Annotated in this window: 13 protein-coding genes; 7 read left to right on the forward strand and 6 right to left on the reverse strand. The window is 66.0% G+C overall.

What is annotated here, in order from left to right:
- Positions 1-78: 78 nt before the first annotated feature.
- From AYJ57_RS03725 to AYJ57_RS03750, 6 genes are all read right to left on the reverse strand, one after another.
- On the reverse strand, positions 79-2340 hold the full coding sequence (locus tag AYJ57_RS03725) for a molybdopterin-dependent oxidoreductase (RefSeq protein ID WP_066106614.1): 2262 nt from the start codon (positions 2338-2340) through the stop codon (positions 79-81).
- A gap of 149 nt (positions 2341-2489) precedes the next feature.
- On the reverse strand, positions 2490-3572 hold the full coding sequence (locus tag AYJ57_RS03730; protein WP_083191264.1) for a FliM/FliN family flagellar motor switch protein: 1083 nt from the start codon (positions 3570-3572) through the stop codon (positions 2490-2492).
- Between the two features lie 246 nt (positions 3573-3818).
- Positions 3819-6494, reverse strand: a complete 2676-nt coding sequence (locus tag AYJ57_RS03735; RefSeq protein ID WP_066101399.1) for an ATP-binding protein — start codon at positions 6492-6494, stop codon at positions 3819-3821.
- Between the two features lie 3 nt (positions 6495-6497).
- Positions 6498-6773: a hypothetical protein gene (locus AYJ57_RS03740; protein WP_066101402.1), complete on the reverse strand. Its 276-nt coding sequence runs from the start codon at positions 6771-6773 to the stop codon at positions 6498-6500.
- The gene (locus AYJ57_RS03745) at positions 6770-7153 is read right to left on the reverse strand and encodes a response regulator transcription factor (RefSeq protein WP_066101405.1); all 384 of its coding nucleotides are present in this window, start codon (positions 7151-7153) and stop codon (positions 6770-6772) included. The genes AYJ57_RS03740 and AYJ57_RS03745 overlap by 4 nt, the downstream gene beginning before the upstream one ends.
- Positions 7154-7264: 111 nt before the next feature.
- Positions 7265-8578 (reverse strand): helix-turn-helix domain-containing protein, encoded by a 1314-nt coding sequence (locus tag AYJ57_RS03750; RefSeq protein ID WP_066101408.1) that lies wholly within the window; start codon positions 8576-8578, stop codon positions 7265-7267.
- Between the two features lie 222 nt (positions 8579-8800).
- Between AYJ57_RS03750 and AYJ57_RS03755 the strand changes: the two genes are divergently transcribed.
- The 7 genes from AYJ57_RS03755 to AYJ57_RS03785 all read left to right on the forward strand — a co-directional run bounded on the left by AYJ57_RS03755 (position 8801) and on the right by AYJ57_RS03785 (position 17173).
- Positions 8801-10147: a substrate-binding protein gene (locus AYJ57_RS03755; protein WP_066101411.1), complete on the forward strand. Its 1347-nt coding sequence runs from the start codon at positions 8801-8803 to the stop codon at positions 10145-10147.
- A gap of 104 nt (positions 10148-10251) precedes the next feature.
- On the forward strand, positions 10252-11283 hold the full coding sequence (locus tag AYJ57_RS03760; RefSeq protein ID WP_066101414.1) for a branched-chain amino acid ABC transporter permease: 1032 nt from the start codon (positions 10252-10254) through the stop codon (positions 11281-11283).
- A 4-nt stretch (positions 11284-11287) separates the two neighbouring features.
- Positions 11288-12496: a branched-chain amino acid ABC transporter permease gene (locus tag AYJ57_RS03765; RefSeq protein WP_066101417.1), complete on the forward strand. Its 1209-nt coding sequence runs from the start codon at positions 11288-11290 to the stop codon at positions 12494-12496.
- A 10-nt stretch (positions 12497-12506) separates the two neighbouring features.
- Positions 12507-13262 (forward strand): ABC transporter ATP-binding protein, encoded by a 756-nt coding sequence (locus AYJ57_RS03770; RefSeq protein ID WP_066101420.1) that lies wholly within the window; start codon positions 12507-12509, stop codon positions 13260-13262.
- A gap of 12 nt (positions 13263-13274) precedes the next feature.
- Positions 13275-14030, forward strand: coding sequence for an ABC transporter ATP-binding protein (locus AYJ57_RS03775; RefSeq protein WP_066101423.1), 756 nt, complete (start codon positions 13275-13277; stop codon positions 14028-14030).
- A 248-nt stretch (positions 14031-14278) separates the two neighbouring features.
- Positions 14279-16231, forward strand: a complete 1953-nt coding sequence (gene acs / locus AYJ57_RS03780; RefSeq protein ID WP_066101425.1) for an acetate--CoA ligase — start codon at positions 14279-14281, stop codon at positions 16229-16231.
- Between the two features lie 279 nt (positions 16232-16510).
- Complete coding sequence (locus AYJ57_RS03785) at positions 16511-17173, forward strand: hypothetical protein (protein WP_157373947.1); 663 nt, start codon at positions 16511-16513, stop codon at positions 17171-17173.
- Positions 17174-17342 lie beyond the last annotated feature (169 nt).

A 17342-nucleotide genomic window follows, 5' to 3' on the forward strand; every position in this document is an offset into this window, starting at 1 on the left:
TTTTGCATCAGCGCTCGATGAAGGATGGTATCGCGCGCGGCGCGTTTCGCAACCGCGCGCGGGTTATCCGCAGCAGGCTCAGCCCAGCGGCGCGACCTCGACCAGCGTGGTATGCGCCGAGCAGCCCTGCCCCAGCGACGAGGTCCCCTTGTCGCGGGTCAGCACGTTGGGGTTGCCATGCGGGTCAATGTTTTCCGACGCATCTCCGTACCACGCGCCGGTCGGCAGGGCGACGACGCCAAGCCGAATGTCATCGCTGACCACCGCCCGCGCCCGCACCGCGCCTCGGGCATTGCGCAGCATCACCAGATCGCCCGACGCAATGCCGCGCGGGCGCGCGTCCTCGGGGTGCATCAGCACCCGCTCGGGCCGCGCGTCTGGCTGATCGGCCAGCGCCGCCTCAAGCTGGCTGTGCAGTTTGTCACCCGGCTGCGGCGAGACGAGATGCAGCGGCGTCTGCGCGCTGGCCGTGCCAAGCCATTCGGTGGGCGGCAGCCAGACCGGATGCCCCGGACAATCGGCGTAGCCAAAGCTATCCACCGTCTCGGAAAACACCTCGATCCTGCCCGACGGCGTGTTCAGCGCGTGCCCCTCGGGGTCGGCGCGGAAGCGGGCAAGGAAGGACGGCAGCGGCGGCTCCTGCACGATCGGCAGCTTGACCCAGTTGCGCGCGCGCAGATCGTCAAATTCGGGCACCTCGATGCCCGCCTCGGCGCCGCTGGCGCGGTAGCCCTCGTAGAGATGGCGCAGCCATTCCTCGCTGCTGCGCCCCTCGGTGAAGCGCGCGCCCGCGTCCATCCGCTCGGCCAGCCCGGCGAATATGTCGTAATCGTCGCGCGCCTCGCCGACCGGCGGGATCAGCGCGGGCATGTTGAAGAGATACTCGTCGAGATCGGTGCGCCCGATGTCCTCGCGCTCATAGCTGGTGGTGGCCGGAAACACGATGTCGGCGCGCTTGGCGGTGGCGGTCCACCACGGCTCGTTGACGATCACCGTCTCGGGGCATTTCCACGCTTCATGCAGGTGGTTGAGATCCTGATGGTGGTGGAACGGGTTGCCGCCGGCCCAGTAGACGAGGCGGATGTCGGGATACGGCGCGCGCCGCCCGTTGAAATCATAGGGCACGCCGGGGTTTTCCAGCATGTCGGCGATCCGTGCCACGGGGATGAAGGTGCCGACCGGGTTCTGCCCCTGATCGAGCGTCACGCCGCGCAGCGATTTCATTGATTTGCCGATGCCGCCGATGGCGCCATAGCCATAGCCGACACCGCCGCCCGGCAGGCCGATCTGCCCGAGCATCGCCGCCAGCACCGCCGACATCCAATAGGGCTGCTCGCCGTGCTCGGCGCGCTGCAGCGACCAGGCGACGGTGATCAGCGTGCGGGTCGAGGCCATGCGGCGGGCCAGCGCGCGGATCGTCTCGGGGTCGGCGCCGCAGATCGGGCTGGCCCATTCCGGCGTCTTCGGCAGCCCGTCGCTTTCGCCCATCAGATAGGGGCGGAATCGCTCGAAACCGACCGAGTAGCGCGCGAGGAACGCGTGATCCGTCAGCCCTTCCTGCTCCAGCACGAAGGCCAGCGCCAGCATCAGCGCGGCGTCAGAGCCGGGGCGCACCGGCAGCCATTCGCAGCCCTCGGGCGCGTCGCGGCGCTGCGGGCCGATGTTGACGCAGCGCATGCCTTTATCGTGGAACCGTTCGAACCAGCTTTGCGTGTCGTGGCGGGTGATGCCGCCCATGCTCACTTGCGCGTTCTTGCGGTTGATGCCGCCGAACATCACCAGCGTATCGGTGTTCTCGGCGATGGTCTGCCAGCTGTCCTGCGAGTTGTAGAGATAACGCAGGAAGGGCACGCCGAAGACATGCGGCATGATCGCCTGCGCGCAGCCGGTCGAGTAGCTGCCGAAGGAGGCGACATAGCCACCGATGCTGTTCAGGAAGCGGTGCACCTGACTTTGCGCATGGTGAAAGCGCCCGGCGGAGGACCAGCCGTAGGAGCCGCCAAAGATCGCTTCATTGCCGTGGGTCTTGCGGATGCGGTCGATCTCGGCGGCGGCGATGTCCAGCGCCTCGTCCCACGGCAGTTCGACAAACTCATCGTGGCCGCGGCTGCTGCGGTCGCGGCGCTCAAGCCAGCCGCGGCGGATCGAGGGACGGGCGACGCGGCTGCTGTGATGCACGGCGGCGGGCACGGCTTGCGGGATGTCGCTGGGCTCGGGATCGCCCGTAAAGGGCGCGGTGCCGGTGATGCGGTCGCCTTCGGTCGTCACCTCGAAAGCGCCCCAGTGGCTGGTGGTGACGCGGGTCTGGCGCGCGGCGCGGGGGATGTCGTTGGCGGTCATGACGGCGGGCTCCAAAGCGAAGTGTCTTGGAGGCAGAGTAACACGATATGGCGCGGCAAATGACAAGGGAGGTCGGGCGGCGCGCGGGCGCTCGGTTCGGCTTCCCTGTGGGCAAGTCGCTCCCTTCTCGCTGCCGAGAGGCCCGGCGGTCACGGATCGTCGGACATCCGGGCGGCGGAGAAGTCGAAATCGAAATCCCCGGCCTCCTCTCCCTCCTCGGGCATGGCGGCGGCGGCGTCAAAGCCGCCTGCGAAATCCGCCGCGAAATCATCCGCCCCGCCGAGCGCCGGAAGATCGGGCAGCCCCGAAGCGATCTCGTCGAGCCCAAACTCCGCCGCCTCGGAGGGGGCAGGCGCAGCATCCACCATCGGCGATGCCGCCGGTGCGGAGGCCGCCTGGGCCGGTGCGGCCGGTGCCGCGCTCGCTGCCGCGCCCTGTCCTTTCGGCCAACTGAGGCGGATCGCCCGCATGCCGTTCATCTGGCCCAGTCGCCCGCCCGCCACCGGCTTTGCCGTCACCGGCGACGCCCCGGCGTAGAGCGTCACCCGGTCGAGTACGTCGGGCGGAAGCGGCAGGATATCCCCGGGCTTCAGCGCCTGCGCCTTGCCCAGCGGCATCCGCAAAGCCCCGAGCACCGCCCGCAGCTGCGCCGGCAGCAGCTCCATCTTGCGGGCGTTGCCGCCGGTTTCGGCCTCGGCCCCCGCGCGCTGTGCGCCCGGCCTTTCGGGCAGGAAGAGGCGCAGCCCCCCCTTGCGGCGGCCAAGCGCAAGGTCGATCTCGGCCCGGAAACCCAGATAGCCCGGCGCGTCCAGCAACATCCCTGCGGCGCGGGCATCTTCGAGCATCGCCCCAAAGCGGAACCCTTCGAGTTGCGCGCGCAAAGGGTGATCTTCCAGAAACCTTGGAAACCGCTCAAGCATCCCCTCAAGCAGTGGCGCGCTCATGGCAGCGTCGGTGGCGGTATAGGGGCGCGGATCGGCGGGCATCTGTGTGACCTGCAGCATGGTCTGCACCTCGGTCAGGCCGACCACCAGATCACGTTCCAGCGACACCAGACCGACCACGCCATCGGGGCCATAAAGAAGCACCAGCAGCGCATCGGGACGCAGCTGCGCCACAACGCCATCCTGATCGAAGTGATCGAGATCGACCGCCCGTGTGACCAGCGCGAGATCCCATAGCACATCGGCGGTGCGCGAGAGCGCCCGCCGCAGCGCCTTGGCGGGCGACATGGCGCGCGCCTCAAACGCGCGGCGCGCGGCGTCCGCCTTGCGGCTGAGGACATTTCCGGCCCCCATAGGCCCGGCACCCTCAGGCCCGGAACCCTGCGGCCCGGACCCAATCGGCGATCTAGCAGCATCCTGAGGTCTGTCGGCGTCTGGCATCTTCCCTTTCGGCCCGATCTGCGGCGCACTCCCGGCACCGCTTATGGGCCAAATTGGTTACCATCGGCTTTAGCCCGGCTTCAGCCGCAGCCACTATTGCGCCGCGATCGCCAGATCGGCGGGCAGGCTCACCCGGAAAGAGGCGCCGCCCCGCCCCGGCACATAGCTGATCTCGCCGCCCAGCCGCGTGACGATCTGCCGACAGATCGCCAGCCCGAGCCCCGCGCCGCCCGCCTTCTGATCGCTGACCCGGCTGAACTTTTCAAAGATGAAATCCTGCGCCTCTGCCGACACGCCAGAGCCGTTGTCGGTGAAATCGATGGCCAGCCGCGCGCCGGGCCGCACCGAGATCTCGAGCACCGGCTTTGCCGCGTCACAGTACTTGCGGGCATTGGCGACCAGATTGATGAAAACCTGGCTGAGCCGGTCAAGATCGGTGTGCAGCATGATCTGCTCCGCCGCAGGGTCGCGGCGTATCTCCAGCCGCGCGCCCGCCTCATCCGCCGCCGCCGCAGCCACCGCCCGGTCGAGCAAGTCCGACAGCAGGCCGCTGCGCAGGTTGAGGCTGACCTGCCCGTTTTCAAGCACCGAGAGATCCAGCAGATCATCGAGCAGCCGCGTGAGGCGGATCGCCTCGTCGTGGATGATCGAGGCGTATTTGGTCTTTTCCTCGGGCTTCATGCCGCCGGTGTCGCGCAAGATCTCTGAAAAGGCGCGGATCGACGTCATCGGGGTGCGCAGCTCATGGCTGATCTGGCTGAGGAAAGCATCCTTCTGCACCGACAGCCGGGTGAGCTTGGCGTTGGCCTCGCGCAGCTGCGCGGCGGTGCGCGCCAGTTCCTGAGACTGCGCCTCGAGCCGGGCCGAATATTCCATCATCTGCGCGGTCTCATCGGCCACGGCCATCAGGTCCTCGACCGAGACCGACATGCCGCCGACGATCTGCCCGACCATGGCGTGCGCCGTTGCCGCGCCCACCGACCCGGCCAGTTCGCGCTCGAGCGTTTCCAGAAACCGCGGCGTCACATCGGGCAGCGGGCCCCGAGCGCCCTGCCGCTCGGCCTCGCGCTCGAACAGCCGCTGCGCGTCGCGCGCGCCCAGGATGCGCTGCGCCATGATCATCAGATCCTCGCTCTGCGCGACGTTGCCGGTCCAGCTGCGGGGGGAGGTAGAATGCTCGAAGACATTGACGAATTGCGCCCCCTGCAGCCGTTCGATGGGCTGCGGGAAGCTAAGCAGCGAGGCGAGGACGAAACCGCCGGTGTTCAGCGTCATCGACCAGAAAAAGGCATGCAGCAGCGGGTCCATGCCCGACAGGCCGAACATGCCCTGCGGGCGCAGCCAGCCGATGCCGAACGGCCCGTCGAGCAGCCACGCCTCGGGCAGGAAGACCCCCGGTCCGAAGGACGGCAGGAACAAAGAATAGCCCCAGCAGCAGAAGCCGAGTAGTAGGCCGGTGACCGCCCCGAGCCGGGACCCGCCGCGCCAGAAGATGCCGCCCAGCATCGACGGCAGCACCTGCGCGAGCCCCACGAAAGAGACGAAACCGATGGTGGCCAGCGCCTCGCCCCCGCCCGACAGGCGGTAGTAGAGATAGCCCAGCATCACCACGCCGATGATCGACAGCCGCCGCGCCAGCAACACCACGTGCCGTACGTCGCCCGAGACCGTCGCGCCGGTCTGCGCAAAGCGCAGCCAGAGCGGCATCACCACATGGTTCGACACCATGGTCGACAGTGCGATGGCGGCGACGATGACCATCGAGGTGGCCGAGCTGAAACCGCCGAGGAACGACAGCACCGCCAGCCCGCCCTGCCCCTGCGACAGCGGCAGGGTCAGCACGAAGAGATCGGGGTTCGACCCCTCGGGCAGCAGATCGAGACCAATCACCGCGATCGGCACCACGAAAAGGCTGATCAGCCCCAGATAGAGCGGAAAGGCCCAGCTTGCGGTGCGCAGGTGGGTCTCATTGTCGTTCTCCACCACCAGCACCTGAAAGATGCGTGGCAGGCAGAGGAAGGCCGCCGCTGAGAGCATGATCACCCCGGCCCAGCGGCCGCCGTCGATGCGCCACTGGCCAAGTTCCGAGGCGTCGATCCGCGCCAATGTCTCGGTCAGCCCGCCGCCCAGTCCCCAGACCACGAAGACCCCGACCGCCAGCAGCGCGAAGAGCTTCACCACCGCCTCGACAGCGATGGCCATGACCACACCGTTGTGGCGCTCGTTGGCGTCGAGGTTGCGGGTGCCGAAGATCACCGTGAAGAGCGCCAGCCCGGCGGCGAGCCAGAGCGCGGTATGCCCCTGCCCATCGCCCGACGCCGGATCGCCCGCCGAGAAGACCTCGAAGCTGAGCGTCACCGACTGCAATTGCAGCGCGATATAGGGCGTGGTGCCGATGACCGCGAGGATGGTCACGCCCACGGCGAGCGAGTTGGACTTGCCATAGCGCGACGAGATGAGGTCGGCCACCGAGGTGATGCGCTGCGAGCGGCCAATGCGCACCAGCTTGCGCAGGATCCACCACCAGCCGACCAGCACCAGCGACGGGCCGAGGTAGATGGCAAGATATTCGAACCCGGTGCGCACCGCAGAGCCGACCGCGCCGTAAAAGGTCCAGGCGGTGCAATAGATCGACAGCGACAAGGTGTAGACCAGCGGCGAGCGCAGCCAGCGGGCCTGCCCGCGCAGGGCGATGCGCTCGGCGGCAAAGGCGATGACAAAGAGGAACAGCGCATAGCCAAGACAGACGGCGACCAGCGTGTTGAGCATCGCCTAGTCTCCCCCGTCTCCCGGCCCCGGACGCCCCAGCGCCCAGGCGATGCCCGCGGCAAACAGCACCAGCGCCAGCCAGACACCAAAGAGATAGACGATCACCGCCGAACTGCGCACGCCCTCGGTTGGGTCTTCCTGCCAGAGCAGCGGCACCAGCCACAAAAGCGCCCCCAGGAAGGGGAGCACGCGCGCCCCGTCCATCACCCGGCGGCGGCGATAGGATTGCCGCTCGAGAAAGACCGGCGGTGTGCCGCGGCGGGGCGCCTCTTCGCTCATGCCTCTTTCGGCGCGCCGCTCAGCAGGGCGCGCACCGTCTCGAGCATTTCGCTATTGGCGAATGGCTTTGACATGAAGGCGCTGACCCCTTCGCGTTCGGCCATCTCGCGGTCGCGGGTCTGGCCGCGCGCGGTCAGCATCAGCACCGGCAATTCGGCGGTGGCCGGATCGGCGCGCAGATCGCGCAGGATGTCGTAGCCGCTCTTTCCGGGCAGCATGACATCAAGGATCAGCAGATCGGGATTCACATCGCGCAGCCGGTCATTGGCTGTGGTGCCGTCGGAATGGGTCTCTACGTCGAGCCCTTCGCGCGACAGGATGAAGCTGATCGCTTCGATGATATTTGGCTCATCCTCGATCAGCAGCACGTGTTTGGACATGCACCCCTCTCTCCATGGCCCCAGCCACTCCCCTGCCCGGCGCCATGGTTTTCTCCCCCATGAGCTTTTGTTATCGCCAATGTTTCACCCCCTGTCAAAAAGAGACGCCGCCTAAAGCACCTGCTCCGCTGCGTCACCCAGAAGCGACGGCTCGCGCCGCGCCGGGCATTGGGCACGCGGACAGATACGGCAGGTGGCGCCCACCAGTTCGGTCTCTTCGCCGCCGCGCTCGGGCCCGGCCGGGGTGATCATCATATGCGCCTCGAAGATCGGGTCGCGGTTGGCCTGCGGCAGACCCGCGGGCTGCGCCACCGCCCAGGCCCGCACCGCGCCGCCCTGCCGCCCGGCAAGCCGCACCCGGCGCGAGAGCACCGCCATGGGGCGGCTGAGCGCCGGGAACAGCGGCCAGAGCGGGCAGTCGGCACCAAAGCGCGGGATCGGGAAATCCGGCAGCGGCTTGCGGAAGGTGAGCGCGCCCGAGGCGTCGCAGATCGCCAGCCCCACCGGGCCGCAGGCCGCCTCTGCGGGCAGCGCCGCAAGCCGCCGCATGGCCCGCGCCGGATCGCAGCCGAACCGTTGCAGCAGCGCCAGCGGGTCCGCCCCATCCTGCGAGACGGCCGCGAGCAAGGGCTTCAGCGGCAGCGCGAGCGCGTCCTCGGCATAGGTGGAAAGCGCCTGCCGCAGCAGGATCCGCGCATTGCCCGACAGCTCCGCCCCAAGCTCCTCTGCCAGCGTTTCGGGGTCTTGCCCCTTTTCCAGCGCCGCAAAGTGATAGCCCGCCGCCTCAAAGACGGCGGTCACCTCTTCCTGCGGCGTGCCGCTTTCGCGCGCCGCCTTGCCCTCGGCCTCGAGATAGCTGACGAGGCTGCGGCTGCTCTCTGCAAGCCGGGCGCTGTCTTCGTGGATGTTGCGGTGAAAGCGGCGCTGCCAGTCGGGGTCGATCGCCTCGGGCTCGTTGAGGATGGTGGCCGCCGAGCGGATCGCGGTGACGGTCGAGAGCATCTCGTGCAACGCCCCGGCAAGCTGCGGGTCATGGGCGAGCCGGTCGCTGAGGGTCTCGACGCTGCGCTCCAGCGTTTCGACACGGGCATGTGCCTCGGCCAGAAGCCGCGCCCAGCCGGGAAATCTCCCGGCGAATTCATCAACCCGGTCCAATTCCGCCGCGTTGCCACGCAGGGTGCCCGCCGCCTCGCGCAGCGCGGCAATCAGCGCGGCCTCTGCGCCCTCGGTCAGGATCGACGGTTCGACCTTGAGTATTTCCGCCAGATCGAGCAGCAATTTTCCGCCGATTCTGCGGCGATTGTGTTCGATCAGGTTGAGATAAGATGCAGAAATGCCCGCCTGACGTGCAAGATCGGCCTGTTTCAAGCCCAGAATCGTGCGTCTTTCGCGGATTCGACTGCCGGTCAGCGTATCGCGGGGCATAGTGGTTCCTGAACCCTTTCAAGGCCTTTCTGCGGCGCCAAATAAATTTCTTTACACTATACCCTAATGCTTTGTGCATTTGTTGACAAAAAAATCGTTAACTCAAAAGCAGTTGTTGCGTGATTTTCTTTCGTGGCCCGATACTGATTTTGCACGGGAATGTGTTTTGCGCCCTAGGGAAGAGGAGCCCGACGGCGCAAATATCCAAATGGGAGGAAATTCATGTCCAAGTCGACTCTGACACGCCGTGGCGTGCTGAGAACTGGTGCCGTGGCGGGAGCCGGTGTGGCCCTGCCGACGATCTTTACCAGCTCGTCCGCGTCCGCCTTCACCAATGAGCCCACCGGCGGTTCGGTCACCCTCGGCTTCAACGTGCCGCAGACCGGCCCCTATGCCGATGAAGGCGCCGACGAGCTGCGCGCTTTCGAACTGGCGGTCGAGCATCTGAACGGCGGCGGTGACGGCGGCATGCTGAACACCTTCAGCTCGAAGACGCTGGATGGCACCGGCATCCTCGGCAAGAAAGTCGAATTTGTCACCGGCGACACGCAGACCAAATCCGACGCCGCCCGCGCCAGCGCCAAATCGATGATCGAAAAGGACGGCGCGGTGATGATCTCGGGCGGCTCGTCCTCGGGCGTCGCCGTAGCCGTGCAGGGCCTGTGCCAAGAGGCAGGCGTGATCTTCATGGCGGGCCTCACCCACTCCAACGACACCACCGGCAAGGACAAGAAGGCCAACGGTTTCCGCCACTTCTTCAACGCTTACATGTCGGGCGCGGCGCTGGCGCCGGTGCTGGCCAAACAATATGGCACCGACCGCAAGGCCTATCACCTGACCGCCGACTACACATGGGGCTGGACGCAGGAAGAGTCGATCAAGGCGGCCACCGAGGCGCTTGGCTGGGAGACCGTGAACACGGTCAAGACCCCGCTCGCCCAGACCGACTTCTCGTCCTACATCGCGCCGGTGTTGAACTCGGGCGCCGACGTGCTGATCCTGAACCACTACGGCGGAAACATGGTCAACTCGCTGACCAACGCCGTGCAGTTCGGTCTGCGCGACAAGCTGGTTAACGACAAGAACTTCGAGATCGTCGTGCCGCTCTACTCGCGTCTGATGGCGCGCGGTGCGGGCGAGAACGTGAAGGGCATCTTCGGCTCCACCAACTGGCACTGGTCGCTGCAGGACGAGGGCTCGAAAGCCTTCGTGCAGAGCTTTGGCACCAAATACGGCTTCCCGCCGAGCCAGGCCGCGCACACCTGCTATGTGCAGACGCTGCTCTATGCCGATGCCGTGCAGCGCGCGGGCTCGTTCAACCCCTGCGAGGTTGCGGCGGCGCTCGAGGGCTTCGAGTTCGACGGTCTGGGCAATGGCCCGACCCTCTACCGCGCCGACGATCATCAGTGCTTCAAGGACGTTCTGGTGGTGCGCGGCAAGGAGAACCCGGAGTCGGAGTTCGACCTGCTGGAAGTGGTCGAGGTCACCCCGCGTGCGCAGGTGGAATATGCCCCCGATCACCCGATGTTCGCTGGCGGCAGCCTCGGGTCCTGCAACCCGGGCGCCTGAGCCCAACCAGACAGCGGGCCGCGTCGCGTTGCGCGGCCCCCATCCAAGCGTTCCCGGCCCCGCGCCGGGAGCGCCCGCACTTCCTTTGACCTGAAGGCCGGGACATGGACGCAATCATTCTTCAAATCCTGAACGGGCTCGACAAGGGCTCGGCCTATGCGCTGATCGCGCTGGGGCTCACGCTCATCTTCGGCACGCTCGGGGTGGTCAACTTCGCCCATGGCGCGCTCTTCATGATCGGCGCCTTCTGCGCCGTCACCCTCAACCGCATCCTGACCATGTCGCATCAGGTGGTCGACGAAAGCCGCAAGGACTTCCTCGGCAACCCGCTGAAGGTCGACGTGCCCTATGTGAACGACTGGTTCGGAGAGGCCGCGGGCGCCGCGATCATCGACTGGTCGGTGCCGCTCGCCATCCTCTTCTCGATCCCGGTGATGATCGCCATCGGTGTGATCATGGAGCGCGGGCTGATCAAGCATTTCTACCGCCGTCCCCACGCCGACCAGATCCTCGTGACCTTCGGCCTCGCCATCGTGCTGCAAGAGATCATCAAGTATTTCTATGGCGCCAACCCGATCCCGACGCCCGCCCCCGACGTCTTCCGCGGGTCTTTCGATTTCGGCGTGCTGCTGGGCTTTGATCCCAATGTGATCATCTACCCCTACTGGCGCCTCGTCTACTTCGGCTTCGCCGCGCTGATCGTCGGTGCCGTCTTTGCCTTCCTGCAGTTCACCACCTTCGGCATGGTGGTGCGTGCCGGCATGGCCGACCGCGAGACCGTGGGCCTGCTGGGCATCAACATCGACCGCCGCTTCACCATCATGTTCGGCCTTGCCGCCGCCGTGGCGGGGCTTGCGGGGGTGATGTACGCGCCGATCAATTCGCCCAACTACCACATGGGGATGGATTTTCTGGTGCTGAGCTTCGTCGTGGTGGTCGTCGGCGGCATGGGCTCGCTGCCCGGTGCGGTGCTGGCGGGCTTCGTTCTGGGCGTGCTCGAGAGCTTTGCGTCGATGAACGAGATCAAGTCGATCCTGCCCGGCATCGACCAGATCATCATCTACCTCGTCGCCATCATCATTCTGCTGACCCGTCCTCGGGGCCTCATGGGCCGCAAGGGCGTGATGGAGGACTAAGACCATGTTCGGACTTGGCAAAAAAGATACCACCGTCTTCGTGGTCGTCATCATTCTGGCGCTCTGCGCGCCGTTCATCCTCAACCCTTTCCCCACCGGCAGCTCGCTGGCGCAGTTCAACGCGGGCTATCCCGACCTGATGCAGCGCTTCGTGATCTTCGGCATCTTCGCCATCGGCTTTAACCTGCTTTTCGGCCTCACCGGCTATCTCAGCTTTGGTCACGCCGCCTTCCTCGGCATGGGATCTTACGCCGCGGTGTGGATGTTCAAACTGCTGAGCATGAACGTCATCCCGGCGATCCTGCTGTCGATGATCGTGGCGGGGCTGTTCGCGGTGGTGATCGGCTACGTCAGCCTGCGCCGCTCGGGCATCTACTTCTCGATCCTGACGCTGGCCTTCGCGCAGATGAGCTACAACCTCGCCTATTCGGTGCTCACCCCGATCACCAATGGCGAGACCGGCCTGCAGATCACCCTCGACGATCCGCGCATCCTGGGCAGTTCGGCCACCGCCGACGGCGGCATCCCGGTGACCAATCTCTTCGGGCTGGAGATGCGCAACTTCACCACGCTCGACATCGCCGGGTGGAGCTTCAACTTCTCGGTCGGCTACTACCTCTGCGCCGCCATCATGATCATCGCTTTCTATGTGGCGATCCGCATCTTCCGCTCGCCCTTTGGCATGATGCTGCGCGCGATCAAGTCGAACCAACAGCGGCTTTACTACACCGGCCTCAACGCCCGCCCCTACACGCTCGCCGTCTTCGTGATCTCGGGCATGTATGCGGGGCTCGCGGGCGGGCTCATGGCCTCGATGGACCCGCTGGCCGGCCCCGAGCGGATGCAGTGGACCGCTTCCGGCGAGGTGGTGCTGATGACCATCCTCGGCGGCGCGGGAACCCTGATCGGCCCGGTGCTGGGCGCGGGCTTCATCAAGTATTTCGAGAACATCTTCTCGAAGATCAACGACAGCGTGCTGCACGGCTGGTTCGCCTTCCTGCCCGACGGGCTGGAGAATTTCATCGTGACGCTTGTCCACCCCTTCGTGGGCAAGGGCTGGCACCTGACGCTGGGCCTGCTGTTCATGCTGGTGGTGATCTTCCTGCCCGGCGGGCTGGTGGAAGGCGGTCAGCGCATCGCGAAGGCGCTCAAGCGTGACAAACCCGAAGACAATGGCGCGGCCCGCAAGGCCAGCCAAGAACCCGCAGAGTAAGGAGGCGCAGATGGGCATTCTTGAAGTCAAAGACGTCAACAAGCGCTTCGGCGGGCTCAAGGCGCTGTCGGAGGTGAACCTCAGCGTTGCCGAGAACACCGTGCACGCCATTATCGGCCCCAACGGCGCGGGCAAATCGACCCTGCTCAACTGCCTCGTTGGCAAGCTGATCCCCGACACTGGATCGGTGCTGTTCGACGGGCAGTCGGTGCTCGGCCGCAAGCCCTTCGAGATCAACCAGATGGGCATCTCCCGCGTGTTTCAGACGCCCGAGATCTTCGGCGATCTGACGGTGATGGAGAACATGATGATCCCGCTCTTCGCGCGGCGGGACGGGGCCTACCGGCTGCACGCCTTCCGCTCCGTCGACAGCGAGGCGGAGCTGCGCAGCCGTGCCGAGGCCATGCTCGAGGACGTGAAGATGCTCGACAAGCGGCACATGCATTCGGCGTCGATGTCGCGCGGCGACAAGCGGCGGCTCGAGATGGCCATGTGTCTCGTGCAGGAGCCGCGCCTCTTGCTGCTCGACGAGCCCACCGCCGGCATGGCCCGCGCCGATACCAACAACACGATCGACCTGCTCAAGGAGATCAAGGAGAAGCGCGACATTACCATGGCGATCATCGAGCACGACATGCACGTGGTCTTCAGCCTCGCGGACCGGATCACCGTGCTCGCCCAGGGCACGCCGCTGGTCGAGGACAGCCCCGAGAACATCAAGGGCCACCCCAAGGTGCGCGAAGCCTACCTCGGCGAAGCGGCGTAAGGAGAGAACCAGATGAACGTCAGACCGGATTTTTCCAAGAACGCCAACATGGCCGAAACGGCCCCGGCCTTCCTGTCGGTGTGGGACATGCATTCCTACTACGGCGAAAGCTACATCGTGCAGGGCATCAGCTTCAACGTGCATGAGGGCGAGATCGTCGCCCTGCTTGGCCGCAACGGCGCTGGCAAGACGACGACGCTGCGCTCCATTGCCCGGCTCAACTCGCCGCAGGTCCAGCGCGGCGAGATCTGGCTCGATCACAAGCCGCTGCACACGATGTCCTCTTACGAGGCGGCGACCGCCGGGCTTGGCCTCGTGCCCGAAGACCGGCGGATCATCCCCGGGCTGACGGTCGAGGAGAACCTGCAACTGGCGCAGATCGCCCCGCCCATCGGCTGGTCGATCGAGCGGCTTTATGATCTCTTCCCGCGCCTCGGCGAGCGCCGCAAGCAGGAGGGCGTGACGCTCTCGGGCGGCGAGCAGCAGATGCTGGCCATCGCCCGGGCGCTGGCGCGGGACATCAAGGTGCTGCTGCTCGACGAGCCCTATGAGGGGCTGGCCCCGGTGATCGTCGACGAGATCGAAAAGACCCTGCGCCACATCAAGGAACAAGGGATGACCACGATCTTGGTTGAACAGAACGCAGTGCGTGCGCTGCAACTGGCGGACCGGGCGATCATCCTCGACACGGGCTCGATCGTCTTTGACGGCACCGCCGCCGAAGTGCTCGAGAACGAAGAGTTGCGGGCGGAATATCTGGCGATCTGAACGCCATCCGCCCCGGGCCTTCCGCGGAAGGCCCCGCGCGCGGGTCGATGGGGACCGGCCCGCGCGCATTTCCAATCAGGGCGCCTTATCCGGGCTGCTCCGGTTGCCGCAGACCCCTCGCCATAGAGCCTGCGATCTCTCCCGCCCCTCCGCCCGCACACGCGCCTCCGTGATCCGCTTTCACGCAAAGTGCCCTTGCTTTCGCCGCCGCAAGGCGCATCCTGCTCCGCAAAACAGGAGGAGACATCATGACGGACCCTGTCCTTCACGCCCCGTCCGAGGAGTTCGCCGAGAACGCTCTGATCGGCGCCGAGCAATACGACGAGATGTACGCGCAATCGGTTTCGGACCCGGATGGGTTCTGGGCCGCGGCGGCGCAGCGTCTGGAGTGGATGGCGCGGCCGACGAAGATCAAGAACACCTGCTTTGACTTCGGCAAGGTCGACATCAAGTGGTTCGAGGACGGCGTGCTGAACGTCGCGCACAACTGCATCGACCGCCACCTGCCCGAGCGCGCCAACCAGACTGCCATCATCTTCGAGCCCGACGAGCCTTCGGACCCGGCCCAGCACATCACCTATGCCGAGCTTTACGACAAGGTGAACCGCATGGCCAACGTCCTGCTCTCGCAGGGTGTCATGCGCGGCGACCGCGTCGTCATCTACCTGCCGATGATCCCCGAGGCCGCCTATGCCATGCTGGCCTGCGCGCGCATCGGCGCCATCCATTCCATCGTCTTCGCCGGCTTTTCGCCCGACGCGCTGGCCAACCGCATCAACGATTGCGGCGCCAAGATCGTCATCACCTCGGACACCGCGCCGCGCGGCGGCCGCCGCACCGCGCTGAAATCCAACACCGACGCAGCCCTCCTGCACTGCTCGGACAAGGTGCGCTGCCTCGTCGTCAAACACACCGGCGACCAGACCAGCTGGATCGACGGGCGCGATGTAGACGTGAAAGCGCTGATGGAAACCGCCGGCCCCGACTGTCCGCCGCGGCCGATGAATGCCGAAGATCCCCTTTTCATCCTTTACACCTCGGGCTCGACCGGCAAGCCCAAGGGGGTTGTGCACACAAGTGGTGGATATTTGGTTTACGCCGCCCTCACCCATGAGATCGTGTTCGATTACCACGAGGGCGACGTCTATTGGTGCACCGCCGACGTGGGCTGGGTCACCGGGCATTCCTACATTGTTTACGGGCCCTTGGCCAATGGCGCCACGACGCTGATGTTCGAGGGCGTGCCGACCTATCCCGACGCCAGCCGGTTCTGGCAGGTTTGTGAAAAACACAAAGTAAATCAGTTCTACACCGCCCCCACCGCGATCCGCGCGCTCATGGGCCAAGGTGACGATTTCGTAACCAAATGCGATCTATCCTCGCTCAAGCTGCTGGGCACCGTGGGCGAGCCGATCAACCCCGAGGCCTGGAACTGGTACAACGACAAGGTCGGTCAGGGCCGCTGCCCGATCGTTGACACCTGGTGGCAGACCGAAACCGGCGGCCACCTGATGACCCCGCTGCCCGGTGCGCATGCCACCAAGCCGGGCGCGGCGATGAAGCCTTTCTTCGGCGTGCAGCCGGTGGTGCTCGAGCCCACCTCGGGCGTCGAGATCTCCGAGCGTCCGACCGAGGGCGTGCTGGCGATCAAGGACAGCTGGCCGGGCCAGATGCGCACCGTCTGGGGCGACCACGAGCGTTTTGAGCAGACCTATTTCCAGCAGTACAAAGGCTATTACTTCTCGGGCGACGGCTGCCGCGCCGATGAGGATGGCGACTATTGGATCACCGGACGGGTCGACGATGTGATCAACGTCTCGGGCCACCGCATGGGCACCGCCGAGGTGGAAAGCGCGCTTGTGGCCCACGCCAAGGTCGCCGAGGCCGCCGTGGTCGGCTACCCGCATGCGGTGAAGGGTCAGGGCATCTATTGCTACATCACTCTGATGAACGGCATCGAGCCCAGCGAGGAGCTCAAGAAAGAACTCCGCACCTGGGTGCGCACCGAGATCGGCCCGATCGCCAGCCCCGACCTCATCCAATGGGCCCCCGGCCTGCCAAAGACCCGCTCGGGCAAGATCATGCGCCGCATCCTGCGCAAGATCGCCGAGAACGACTATGGCGCGCTTGGCGACACCTCCACCCTCGCCGATCCCTCGGTCGTCGATGACCTCATCGAAAACCGCGCCAACAAAGGGTGAGCCGTAGAACGGCCCTTATGTCTTGTGAAGGGTCCCTCCGGGGACCCTTTGCATTCTGTCTTAAATCCGCAGTTAACCCCTTTGCCGAAAACTCCCTAAAATCCGCCGGATCCTGCTGCCGTGCGCCCTGCGCTGTGCTAATCTAGGGCCGTGGGGACCGACAGCAGACGGAGCATTTCGATGCAGTTCACCGGTGTTCCCCAAGTGGTGGCACCTCTGGCCACCGGGCATCCCCTCGGCTTGCCCGGCGCCCCGGTCAGAACGGCCGAGGAGACCAAGGTGCAACCGGTCAAAGAGCAATCGACCACCGACACGGATCAGGGCGGCGAATATGGCGCCGACGGCCAGCCGCCCGCCAGCTTCTGGCGCAGCCTGACGGGAATGCCCGATCCCTCCAGCCATGTCGCGCCGCCCTCGATCATGCAACTGCGCATTACGGCCCTGCTCGAGGAACAGGCCGAGGCGCTGCTGAAGGAATTGCACGGCAAGGCGCTCGCAGAGGGGACCGTAAGCCGAGAGCCTGCGGAACCGGAGCGCAGCGCGAAGGCGTCCAAGGGCGCCACTCAGCGAGAGACCGACGCAGAAACCGAGGTGCGGCCCGACCTGCCGCAGCCGAAGTTCGCGGCGGGCTCAAACCCTCGCGGGGGTGCAGGGGCGCAAGAGCCTTCGATCCCTTCAGGCGAACCGGGGCGCGGCGCATCGGCGATCTCCGAGCCGCCCTCGTTTACCGCACCCGCCACGCACGAGAGCACCGTAGCCAAAGCCCCGCCGCGGCCCGAACGTCTGCCCGCTGTGCCCGACAAAACCGCCGAGCGATCCGCGCCTGCCCGTCCCAGCCCCTCGGGGTCCGAGGGAACAAACGGCACCGCCGGGCCGACCACCGGCTACGGCGCTGATTCGCACGGCACTGCACCCCACACGCCAGCCGAGAGTATGGCTTAGTCGCGACGCCAGAGGTTGAGCGTCGGCTCAGCTCACGCACCGCAGCGAAGATCGCGAACCCGTCATTTGCCGGCCGTCATGGCCGGTTTTCCCGCCTCGCCTCGCTTTTCATGCGCCAAAGCATGGCCTATAAGCGCGAAATCATCAGGCCCCGCAGAGACCGGGACCA

It is taken from the genome of Salipiger sp. CCB-MM3, from assembly GCF_001687105.1.
Lineage (GTDB): Bacteria > Pseudomonadota > Alphaproteobacteria > Rhodobacterales > Rhodobacteraceae > Salipiger.

Bases quoted from the DNA above. Each gene is read 5' to 3' on its own strand.
- AYJ57_RS03725 (WP_066106614.1), bottom strand. From the start codon at position 2,340: ATGACCGCCAACGACATCCCCCGCGCCGCGCGCCAGACCCGCGTCACC.
- AYJ57_RS03730 (WP_083191264.1), bottom strand. From the start codon at position 3,572: ATGTCGCCCGCCAAGGCGCTGCGGCGGGCGCTCTCGCGCACCGCCGAT.
- AYJ57_RS03735 (WP_066101399.1), bottom strand. From the start codon at position 6,494: ATGCTCAACACGCTGGTCGCCGTCTGTCTTGGCTATGCGCTGTTCCTC.
- AYJ57_RS03740 (WP_066101402.1), bottom strand. From the start codon at position 6,773: ATGAGCGAAGAGGCGCCCCGCCGCGGCACACCGCCGGTCTTTCTCGAG.
- AYJ57_RS03745 (WP_066101405.1), bottom strand. From the start codon at position 7,153: ATGTCCAAACACGTGCTGCTGATCGAGGATGAGCCAAATATCATCGAA.
- AYJ57_RS03750 (WP_066101408.1), bottom strand. From the start codon at position 8,578: ATGCCCCGCGATACGCTGACCGGCAGTCGAATCCGCGAAAGACGCACG.
- AYJ57_RS03755 (WP_066101411.1), top strand. From the start codon at position 8,801: ATGTCCAAGTCGACTCTGACACGCCGTGGCGTGCTGAGAACTGGTGCC.
- AYJ57_RS03760 (WP_066101414.1), top strand. From the start codon at position 10,252: ATGGACGCAATCATTCTTCAAATCCTGAACGGGCTCGACAAGGGCTCG.
- AYJ57_RS03765 (WP_066101417.1), top strand. From the start codon at position 11,288: ATGTTCGGACTTGGCAAAAAAGATACCACCGTCTTCGTGGTCGTCATC.
- AYJ57_RS03770 (WP_066101420.1), top strand. From the start codon at position 12,507: ATGGGCATTCTTGAAGTCAAAGACGTCAACAAGCGCTTCGGCGGGCTC.
- AYJ57_RS03775 (WP_066101423.1), top strand. From the start codon at position 13,275: ATGAACGTCAGACCGGATTTTTCCAAGAACGCCAACATGGCCGAAACG.
- acs (WP_066101425.1), top strand. From the start codon at position 14,279: ATGACGGACCCTGTCCTTCACGCCCCGTCCGAGGAGTTCGCCGAGAAC.